Here is a 750-nt window from a genome sequence, read left to right as displayed (position 1 = left end):
CCCGCCTGGCGTTGATCGTAGTGCCCGCCGTGGCGCTCGCCCTCGGCCTGCTCGCCGCGATCTGGATCATCCTCAGCCAAGTCCAGAAGCCGCTGGGCCGACTGAAATCCAGCATGACCGCGCTGGCGGCCAACGACCTCGACCGGACCATCCCGTTCACCCACCGCCGGGACGAGATCGGCGAGATGGCCAGCGCCATCGCGGGCTTCCAGACGGCCCTGATCGAGAAGCGGACGCTCGATGCCGAGGCCCAGGCCCGGCGGGACCGCGACCGCGTCCGGGCCGAGCAACTGGCCGAGGCGACCCGCGCCTTCGAGGGGGAGACTCACCGCGCCGTGGCGGATCTCGCGGGATCGGCCGATTCGATGCAGGATGCCGCCGCGACGCTCACCGGAACGGCCGGCGACATGGCGGCCCGGGCCGCCGTGGTGGCGGGTGCCTCGAGCCAGACCGCCGACATCGTCGACAGCATCGCCAGTGCGGCCGAGGAGTTCGCGGCCTCCGCCCGGGAGATCGAGGGGCGGGTCCGCCGCACCAGCGAGATCGCGGCCTCCGCGCTGACCGACACCAAGCAGCTGGAGATCACGGTCTCGAGCCTGTCGCAGGCGGCTGCCGAAATCGACGCCGTCGTCACCCTGATCCGGACGGTGGCGGAGCAGACCAACCTGCTGGCCTTGAACGCCACCATCGAGGCGGCCCGCGCCGGCGCGGCCGGACGCGGCTTCGCCGTGGTCGCCGCCGAGGTGAAGG

1 protein-coding gene is annotated in these 750 nt (G+C 72.7%); it reads left to right on the top strand.

What is annotated here, in order from left to right; all coding sequences use genetic code 11:
* A partial coding sequence (locus FV228_RS31505) for a methyl-accepting chemotaxis protein (protein ID WP_147857950.1) occupies positions 1 to 750 on the top strand: 750 nt, incomplete at both ends.

Origin of the sequence: Methylobacterium sp. WL18, assembly GCF_008040015.1 — a bacterium.
Classification (GTDB): Bacteria; Pseudomonadota; Alphaproteobacteria; order Rhizobiales; family Beijerinckiaceae; genus Methylobacterium; species Methylobacterium mesophilicum.
This window is presented reverse-complemented; position numbering and strand designations above follow the sequence as displayed.